General features: G+C 66.2%; 5 protein-coding genes. 1 reads left to right on the top strand and 4 read right to left on the bottom strand.

Annotation, left to right across the window (positions count from 1 at the left end):
* A partial coding sequence (locus ACPCHZ_RS28420) for an AMP-binding protein (RefSeq protein WP_423487818.1) occupies positions 1-1,130 on the bottom strand: 1,130 nt, incomplete at its 3' end.
* Positions 1,131-1,694: 564 nt separating this feature from the next.
* On the opposite strand from ACPCHZ_RS28420, the gene ACPCHZ_RS28425 reads away from it, so the two are divergent.
* On the top strand, positions 1,695-2,597 hold the full coding sequence (locus ACPCHZ_RS28425) for a GAP family protein (RefSeq protein WP_423487815.1): 903 nt from the start codon (positions 1,695-1,697) through the stop codon (positions 2,595-2,597).
* A gap of 5 nt (positions 2,598-2,602) precedes the next feature.
* Here ACPCHZ_RS28425 and ACPCHZ_RS28430 read toward each other — a convergent pair whose 3' ends face one another.
* From ACPCHZ_RS28430 to ACPCHZ_RS28440, 3 genes are all read right to left on the bottom strand, one after another.
* Positions 2,603-3,523, bottom strand: coding sequence for a class I SAM-dependent methyltransferase (locus ACPCHZ_RS28430; protein WP_423487819.1), 921 nt, complete (start codon positions 3,521-3,523; stop codon positions 2,603-2,605).
* 138 nt (positions 3,524-3,661) lie between these two features.
* The gene (locus ACPCHZ_RS28435) at positions 3,662-4,915 is read right to left on the bottom strand and encodes a glycosyltransferase (RefSeq protein ID WP_423487816.1); all 1,254 of its coding nucleotides are present in this window, start codon (positions 4,913-4,915) and stop codon (positions 3,662-3,664) included.
* A 258-nt stretch (positions 4,916-5,173) separates the two neighbouring features.
* Positions 5,174-8,554, bottom strand: a 3,381-nt coding sequence (locus tag ACPCHZ_RS28440) for a condensation domain-containing protein (RefSeq protein WP_423487817.1), incomplete at its 5' end; no start/stop codon positions are given.

The following is an 8,554-nucleotide window of genomic DNA, read 5'->3' on the forward strand; positions in this document are numbered from 1 at the left end:
CGACCCACATACCCCAACGCCACCCCCCAACCCGCCACATACAACTCCCCCACCACACCCACCGACACCGGACGCAACAACCCATCCAGCACGAACAACGCCGCCCCCGGCACCGGAACCCCGATCGGCACCACACCCGAACCGGCCGTCAACGGCCGACTGATCGTCGCGTACACCGTCGTCTCGGTCGGGCCGTAGCCGTTGATCATCACCCGACCCGGCGCCCACCGATCCACCACATCGGCCGGACACTCCTCCCCGGCCACCATCAACGCCACCGACTCCAGGCCCTGATCTGACAACGCCCACACCGCCGTTGGCGTCTGGCTCAGCACGGTCACGCCCTCCGCCAACACCAGTGCGTGCAGGTCCGCCGGCGACGCGGCCACCGACTCGGACACCACCACCAACCGCCCGCCATGGAGCAGCGCACCCCACAACTCCCACACCGAATAGTCGAACGCCAACGAATGACACTGCGTCCACACCTGATCCGGGCCGAGATCTACGCCGACGTCCATGCCGTCGAAAAGCCTGGTGACGTTGCGATGTGTGACCGCAACACCTTTCGGCCTACCGGTGGTCCCGGAGGTGTAGATGAGGTGGGCGACGTCATCGGGATCGGGCAGCCGCAGCCTCTCGTCGGACTGCGTGGCGACACGCGGATCGTCGACCTCGACGACCGGCACGCCGAAGGATGCCACCCGCGAGGCGGATTCCGCGTCGATCACCGCCAGGACCGCGCCCGCGTCGCCGATCATGAACTCGATTCGCTCGTCCGGGGCGGCCGGGTCGATCGGCAGATACCCTGCGCCTGCCTTCAGCACGGCCAGAATGGCGATGACGGCCGTCGCCGACCGCGGGAACATCACCGCCACGAACTCGCCCGGTGCGGCACCCAGGCCGACCAGCAAGTGCGCCAACCGGTTCGATGCCAGGTCCAACTCGCGATACGTCCACGAACGACCCTCGAACGTCACCGCCACCGCATCCGCAGACCGCGCCACCTGGTCGGCGAACAGCCCGGCGATGGTGGCGCCGCCGAGCTGCGGCCTCGTGAGCAACGCTCGATTGCTCCAGTCATCCAACCGATCCCGCTCACCTACGGTGAGTAGGGCCTTCGAAAGCAACGGTCGCGGAGACGTGGTCATGAGTCCTCCCCCGAATTGGCGCCGCCCGGTTCACTGAGGATGTTCGATCGACTTCCCCAGGAGACCCGTCGGCTGCGACATCGAACGGCTGTCACCGCAACCACTCATCGAATCGTCAGTCCCTGCCCGGGCGAGCGATGAGCCATCGTAGTTGCTCAGCGCTCACTCCTTCAGCAGCTAGAACGTCCAATGCGGTGCGGGCTGCGACGAGGCTATCAAGCGGCGAATCATCGCGCGGGCGACCTGGCAAACGCCGAGGTACGCGCTGACAGGCGCGTCGGAGACGCCGAGGTCACACCCCGAGGGTCTATTGCCGATCGGCCGGGGACAGCCCTCGTCGCAACGCCGCCACCGACAGTCGTCGGCCGATCAGGGCCGCGATGCCCAGCTACACTCCGGCGCCGCGATGTGGTGGGCGAGATCCAGGTGCGCCATGCGCCGCTACCCGGATGACGGTCGTCCTCGCCGCACGGAGAAGCGCGCCGTGTCTGTGATTCTCAGGGCACGCGAATCCCTCGCGGGAATGCGGGCCCGCTGTCCGGAATGGCTGCGTCGCGGCGAAAGGGGCGCCCGACCAGCAACCCCGGAATTACCCCGGTTGGGCCTCCAGGCAGTTGTGGGACAAGGTATGTTTTGGACATGTGGGGAGCAGTCTTGGGGCTCGCGCTCCTCAATGGCCTCAATCCGTTGCGCATCGGCATCACACTGTTGCTCATCTCCAGGCCACGACCGTTACAGAATTTGCTGTTCTACATGCTCGGCTGCCTGCTCAACGCGATACCCGTGATGCTGATCCCGCTCGCGTTGCTGCACTTCACGGCGTGGTCCCCGATCTCATCGGAGCAGTCGGCCGTCAGCCCGGGAATGCGGAACTTCCAGTTGATCGCGGGAGCGATCGCCCTGGCCGTCGCAGCATTGATGCTGGTGCGCCTGCCGGCTCGACGGGAAACCGCTGGTGGACGGCACCGCATGCCGAGCGGCTCGGCCAGAACGGGCACGGCGACCAGTGTGCTCGACCCGAGTCCTCCGACCGCCGTACCGCTCATCGGAGACGGCTCCTACGACCCCGCCGCGGGTGGATCGTTCATCAAGCGACTGACCAATCGGCTTCGCAATGCGTGGGAAAGCGGATCGCTGTGGGTGGCAACGGTGATCGGCATGATCACCGGTGGAGTCCCGTTCGACGGCGCACTCATCATCGTCACGCTCCTGGTGACGTCGGGCACCGCGGTCGGCACGCAGTTCGCCGCCGCGATCGCGTTCATCGCGGTCATGCTCGTGGTCGTCGAGGTGATCCTCGTCAGCTACTTGATCACTCCTACGCGAACACTTGCGGTGTTACGACGACTGCACGACTGGGCGTGGGCGTATCGCCGCAAGCTCATCGCGCTGATGTTCGCCATCACGGGTGCGTCGCTGCTCGCGAACGCCACCGGGCTGATGTGAGAGTGTCAGGCAGCCTTCCGTAACACGAATCCGGCCTGCTCGCCGGCGCCCTTCTGATTGAGGCGGTTCGACCGCCTTTCCCAATCCCACAGTTGCTTCAGCCCGAATCGTCGGATGATGTCTCCGAGGCCCTTGATCTCCACCAGAGCCACATCGCTTCGGATGAGCTCGCTGGCGAAGAACTGGTAGGAATTCGAGTCGTCGATGACGTCGTCCACTCGAAGCCCGACCGCTTCAGCGGCGATCGCCATCCCCCGGCGCGACGGAATGACGAAGTGCCGTGGCGCGTCGAACAACACCCAGTCCTCGCCGTAGGTCGCCCATGCTTCCGATGACGTGGTCGGGAGCCGGGCCAGGCAGAATCCTTCCGGAGTCAGCTTTTCGGTCGCCGCTTCGAGCGTTCCGATCATGTCCGGTACGTGCTCGAGGGAGTGATTGAACATGATGACGTCGAAGCTGCCGCTGACCTCGCTGAGTTCCCGCTTGAGCAGTGGGACACCCGAAGGACTCGTGGCATCGGCGTCGAGGAACGGGTCTGCGCCACACAGGTTGTCGAACCCCACCTCTGCCAGCCGGTCCAGCAGGATGCCGCTGCCGCAACCCACATCGATGATGCGCGCGTGACGATCGACTCCCTGCTGACCCAGCATCCGGACGACGGGCCCTCCGAAGAGGCCTCGCACCCCCGGCGGGAGCGCCGCTATCGCTGCACCGACAACGCTGCGCCCGGTGTGGAGTTCATGGCGGTCCTGGTGAGAGATCAGCCACCGGATGCTCTTCGGGACGGTGCTGGACGACCGGTACGAGTAGTAGTCCGTGCTGTAGTGGCGTCCGAGATCCTCCGGGCTCAGCACCTCGACGATCTGCAGACTGTCGCACTCGGCGCAGAGGAAGTACTCGAATCGCTCCCTCGTGCCGAACATCATCTCGCGCGAGGTGATCGTCTCGTGCGGTCCCGCCGATCCGCATAGTCGGCATTCTCTGGTAGTCACTTCGTTGCGCACCTTCGGCTTCACCACTGTGTTGAGGATGCGCGGACCGCGCACCTCGCCCCGGGTACCCAATCAGCGTGCGAACATGCGGCTTTCGACGAGGTCTGCTGCGGACACGGTAGCGGCGGCTGATTTCGTCATCGTCGTGGCGAAGTCCCGAGCCCGATCGGCGCACTCGGGCTCGAGGATCGTACGAAGGTCGGCTGTCAGGGATTCCGTGGTGGTCGTTGCGAGTCTCCGCGTGGATCCGAGCTTCTGGCGCCTCACCACCGCTCCCCTGGCGTGAACATCTGGCAGCGTCCAGAGGATGAGTGTGGGGACTCCCGCGCGCAGACCCGTTGCCGTGGTGCCCAACCCGCCGTGGTGCACGAGTGCACGACACATTGGGAACACGGCCACGTGGCTCACCGTCTTCACCACCTTGACGTGATCGAGATGGTCGGCATCCACGAAGTCGCTCCACCCCGAACACACCAGCGCGCGCTCACCCAGCTGCCGGCACGCGTCACTGATCATCTGCAGCGTCTCATGAGGCGTCTGGACGGGAATGCTGCCGAATCCGAAGTAGATCGGCGGGGTGCCCGCTGCGATCCACGATGTCACCTCGTCGTCCGCCGAGGTCGTCAGATCAAGGGTCAGGGTGCCGACGATCGGGCGGCGCTGTTGCCATTCCTCGCTCAGCCCGGGGAAGCACACGGCGTCGTAAGCCTGGATCTCGAGCGTTCCGCGCTCAGCCATGATGCGTGGGGCCGGCTGAGTGGCGCGGGGGAGGCCCAATTGAAGACGATGGGCGTCCTCGAGCTTCTTCGTCTCCAACCAGTGCACCCATTCATACGCGCCCAGAACGGAGCGCATCACGGCTGCGGGGAGAAACGGAACCTGACCGTTGGGCCGCACCGGAAACGGATGGACCGCCACCAACGGGATGTTGTAGAACTCGGCCACGGGAAGCGCTTGCTGCTCGAAACTCAGTCCGGTCATCAGCAGATCGGCGCCTTCGGCGACGGAGGCTATCGTCGAGCACATCTCCGGCCACGCCTCGACGAATCGCCGACGTGTCTCGCGGAACAGGGTCGACAGTCGTCGGACATTGGTCAGGTTGCGAGGGAAATCCATCCAGAGATTGAGCAGGAAGTCGCCCTCGAGCGACGACTTCGCATCCGGCCCGTATGCGGTGGCCGAAATGCCCGTCGTCTCGACGAATTCGACGAGATCAGGTGGCACGGCCATGTGCACTTCGTGCCCACGGCGCAGCAGTTCGCGACCGACCGTGAGGCAGGGCTCGAGATCGCCACGTGTCCCATAGGCCGCCATGGCAATCTTCATCGCGGACATCCCCCGTCGTTTCCCGGCGTCCGTTCAGTCGAGGACACCACAGCCCGTTCGCCGTCAGTGTAGCCAAGGCCGGAGGCAATTGCTGCGCTTGCTCGGATTCGGTCGGCAAATGCGCATCATTCCAACGAAACCACGGTCGAAAGGCATTCCGTGCCAACAATCGACACTATTCGCTGCACGGTGCACGGTGTGAGATCGCCGCTGCAAATGGTTCATCGTGGCGTTTGCCAACCGTTGCCAGAACTGCCGTCAGACGTCGGCGGTCATCGCCTCCAAGATCTTGTTGATCCGCGCGACGATCCGCTTGACCCGCTTCGCGTCGAAGCTGTGTGTGTCGTACTCGATACGGAGGTGCAGTTGGGCACCGGGGATGGCCTGCATGGTCAGCGGATAGTGGTTGTACTCCCGGTTGCTGAATTCAGTGATCATCAGTCCGTCGGGTCCCAGCGGGGCGGTGGTGTCCATGGGGTAGTTCTCGTAGACGAGCAGCGTGTCGAAGAGCTGCTCGTGTCCGCTGGCTCGATGGATCTCGGGCAGCGCCAGATGCTGATGGTCGAAGGTCACCTCGGCGTCCCGCTGCAACTGCTCCAGCAGGTCGCTCACCGTGGTCGACGCGGTGAACGACGCCCGTACCGGCACCGTGTTGATGCACAGGCCCACCATCTGGTCCGAGCCCGCCAACTCCGCGGGGCGACCCGAGACCGTCGCCCCGAACACCACGTCCTGACGCCCCGTCAAGGACGTCAACAGCAATGCCCACGCGCCTTGCAACACCGTGCTCACAGTGCTGTGCTGCGCGCGGGCCAACTCCGTCAGCGCCGCCGTGGTCCGCTCCGAGATCTCGAACTCGGCGACCTGCCGGGGGCCCGGCCTCGCCGGACCGGGTCCGGCGACCAGTGTGGGACTGTCCAATCCCGCCAACACCTGCGCCCACGCCGCCCGTGCCGCATCCACATCACGCTCGGCCAGCCACGACACGAACCTCCGGTAGGGCACCGCCGCAGGCAGCTGATGCCCGTAGTAACCGGCGAAGATGTCGCGCAACAGGATCGGCAACGACCAGCCGTCGACCACGATGTGATGCAACGTCAACACACACCGATGCTGGTCCGCACCGGTACGGATCAACGCCACCCGGAAGGCCGGCGACTCCTCGATGTCGCACACCGCGGCACGCTCCGCGCCGCGCACCTGCTCGAGCGCCGCCTCGCTGGCCGCGCCGTCGAGTTCCACGTAGGTCCAGGACGCCGACGGATCGGCCGGGATGACCTGTACCGGCTCGTCGAATTGAGCACAGAACCGGGCCACGAGATGCGGGTGCCGGCAGGCGACGTCGCTGACCGCCTTGCGCAGCCGGTCAGAGTCGAGCGGACCCATCACGGTGAAGTCGAGTTGCACCGCGTACACGTCATCGTCGTTGCCGTCATCGATGTCGGCGCTCACGGCGTGGAAGAGAAGACCCTGCTGCATCGGCGTCAGCGGCAACACATCGGCGACTTCGTACTGAGCCGCCAGCACGTCGAGGTGTTGCTGACTGAGCCGGGCGGGCGCGATGTCCGACGGCGTCAATCCGCCACCGCCGTGATGGACATGCGCACAGATCCCGGCCAACGCGTCGAACCACAACCGGCCCAACCGATCGACGTCGACTTCGTTGAGCACCGACCGCGCCCACGTCCAGTTCACCCGCAGCCGCGGACCGGACTCCGCATCCACTGTCACCGCATTGAGTTCGACGCTGTGCGACAACGGCATCGCGACCGCCACGGCCTCACCGAACGCATCGTCGTCGGTGGGCCGCCACAGATCATCGGACAACTCCGCGCCGCCACCGAGCCGGCCCAGGTAGTTGAACCCGATCGTGGGGTCGATGCCCGTCACATCGGCATCCGGGCGCAGGTAGCGCAGCAGCCCGTAGGTCATCCCGTCGGGCAGAGCACGCAACTGCTCCTTGGCGGCCTTCACGGCGGCACCGAGCACCGAGCCACCCGCGGTCACCTCGGACCACGGCACCTCGTCGATCGCCAGCGCCACCGGGTATTTGGTGGTGAACCAGCCCACGGTGCGCGACAGATCCAGCCCGTCGGCCAGATCCTCGTGCCGCCCATGTCCCTCCACGTCGATGCCGATGGGCGTACCCCCGGTGCCGGTGAACTCGGCCAGCGCCAACCCGAACGCGATCAACAGGATGTCCTGCACTCCGGCGTGGAACGCCGACGGCACCTCACCCAGCAGCATCCGCGTCGTGTCGGCATCCAACGTCACCGACGAATATCCCGCGCTGGCATACGTATCGGAGTCGGGTCGTACCGCGGGCAACAACGCAGGCACTCCGGCCACCCGGCGCCACACGTCGGCTGACGCGGACACCGCATCCGAGGTCGCATACTGCGCGAGCAGTCTCGACCACTGCGCGAACGACGTACCCCCGGCCGGCAGTGCGACCGGCTGCCCACCGCGACGCTGTGCCCACGCAATGTTCAGGTCTTCCAACAGGATTCGCCACGACACGCCATCGACGGCCAGGTGATGGACGATCAACACCAGCTGACCGCTGTCCGCCGCCCACACGGCCGAAAGCATCACGCCGGCCGACGGATCCAACTTCGCCTGTCCGGCCGCGACGTCGGCACTGCTCAACCGGTCGACCACCTGCAGCAGATCGCGGGCATCGACCGTGCCGGACTCGGGCACGTGCAGCGCCCACCCTCCGGCGCCATCGTCGTCGACGCGCAACCGCAACGTCGGGTGGCCGTCGATCAATGCCTGCAGCATCGCCACCACGTCGGCCTCGCCGACCCCGGCCGGCGTCGCCAGCACCATCGTCTGGTTGAACTGCTCGGTGGGACCGTCCACGCTCTGCAACCACCGGATGATCGGCGTGGCGACCACCGCGCCCACGCCGTCGTCGACGGCGACCTCGCCGTCCGCGACGGACACCACCCGGGCCAGCCGGGCCACCGTCTGCTCGGTGAAGACGTCCTTCGGCCGGCAGGTCAATCCGGCCGCGCGGGCCCGTGACACCACCTGCATCGACAGGATCGAGTCGCCGCCCATGGCGAAGAAGGAGTCGTCGACGCCGACCCGGTCGACGCCGAGCACCTCGGCGAAGATCCCGGCCAGGATCTCCTCCATCACGGTGACCGGAGCCCGATACCCCTCCGCGCCGCCGTACTCCGGGGCCGGCAGGGCCCGCTTGTCGAGCTTGCCGTTCACCGTCACCGGCAACGCCTCGAGCACCACGATCGCCGTGGGCACCATGTACTCGGGCAACCGCTCCGACAATGCCGCGCGCGCCGCAGCCGGATCGACCCCACCGGTCACGTAGCCGACCAGACGCCGGTCCCCGGGACGATCCTCACGGGCGATCACCGCCGCCTGCTCCACACCGTCCACACCCGCCAACGCCGCCTGGATCTCCCCCAACTCGATCCGGTACCCGCGGATCTTGACCTGCTCATCGGCACGCCCGAAGTACTGCAACTGCCCATCAGGAGCCCACCGCACCAGATCACCCGTGCGATACATCCGCTCTCCGAACCCACCGAACGGACACGCCACGAACCGCGACGCGGTCAACCCCGACCGCCGCAGGTAACCGTGACTGACCCCCAGCCCCGCGACGTACAA

Origin of the sequence: Mycobacterium sp. NPDC050041 (assembly GCF_049541695.1) — a bacterium.
Classification (GTDB): domain Bacteria; phylum Actinomycetota; class Actinomycetes; order Mycobacteriales; family Mycobacteriaceae; genus Mycobacterium.